The sequence below is a fragment of the Lunatibacter salilacus genome (genome assembly GCF_009797935.1).
Lineage (GTDB): Bacteria > Bacteroidota > Bacteroidia > Cytophagales > Cyclobacteriaceae > Lunatibacter > Lunatibacter salilacus.
Genome location: NZ_VOLC01000049.1, coordinates 1 through 1,144, shown reverse-complemented (window position 1 = coordinate 1,144; position 1,144 = coordinate 1). Strand labels below are relative to the sequence as shown.

Here is a 1,144-nt window from a genome sequence, read left to right as displayed (position 1 = left end):
ATTTTTTATAAATTAGACAGTCAGTTGGCAACAAAGGAGGGAAAGGTGACGATGGTTGTTAAATACCCTTCAACCATCGACTTATAAACTAAATTGTTTAAAGTTGTTAAGTTAATGAGTTGATAAGGGAAAAGGTTGAAAGATGAAGTTTTGGTGCATTTTCTTTACCTTGAACAGTTGGTAAAAATGAAGGGAAAGGTGAAGACGGATGATAAATACCCTCCAAATTTCAACTCATAAACTTATCGACTTATAAACTAAATTGTTTAAAGTTGTTGAGTTGATAAGTTGATGAGTTTGGAAAAAAGGAAGTTTCGGTGCATTTTTTATAAATTAGACAGTCAGTTGGCAACAAAGGAGGGAAAGGTGACGATGGATGTTAAATACCCTTACACCATCGACTCATAAACTTATCGACTTATAAACTGCTTTGTTTAAATGCTAGAAAGATGAAATATAGATACGGTTTTGAAAAATTGGGAGTATGGCAAAAATCAAGAGAGTTGGTTAAAGATATTTATTTAGCTACAAACCAGTTTCCTTCAGATGAGAAATTTGGGCTGACAAGTCAACTAAGACGAGCTATCATCTCAGTAAGCAGCAATATTGCAGAAGGTAGTTCACGTAGGGGCCAAAAAGATCAGGCTAGGTTCTATGAAATTGCGTTTGGAAGTTTAATCGAAGTACTAAACCAACTTATACTCGCTCAGGATTTAGAATACCTTGATACAAACAGCGTAGAAACCATAAGACCGAAAATCGATGATATTGGCCGGATGCTAAACGCACTTCGCCAATCAACCTACAAAGCAGCAGATTCATGAAGATTTTTCCCAATCTATCTTATTGATTTACTGGTTGATAAGTTGTTGAGTTTATAAATTGATGAGTTTGATAGGTAGTTGAGTTGAGAAGTTGGAAAAAAATAGAAATTTTGGGAATAATTCATTGAAGCCAATAAAGCCCGAATGTTAAAAACCTTTTAACTAAAAAACTCATAAACTTATCGACTTATAAACTGCTTTGTTTAAAGTTGTTGAGTTTGAAAAAATAGCAGTTTCGGTGCATTTTTTATAAATTAGACAGTTGGTGGTTATTTCGGTCTGACCATGCCAGTGATATCGGTCAAACCGTGCCACTTTGA

General features: G+C 34.4%; 1 protein-coding gene. It reads left to right on the top strand.

The window, feature by feature from the left end; all coding sequences use genetic code 11:
* Positions 1-449: 449 nt before the first annotated feature.
* Complete coding sequence (locus FQ608_RS27065) at positions 450-824, top strand: four helix bundle protein (RefSeq protein ID WP_158861638.1); 375 nt, start codon at positions 450-452, stop codon at positions 822-824.
* Positions 825-1,144: the final 320 nt, after the last annotated feature.

Bases quoted from the DNA above. Each gene is read 5' to 3' on its own strand.
- FQ608_RS27065 (WP_158861638.1), top strand. From the start codon at position 450: ATGAAATATAGATACGGTTTTGAAAAATTGGGAGTATGGCAAAAATCA.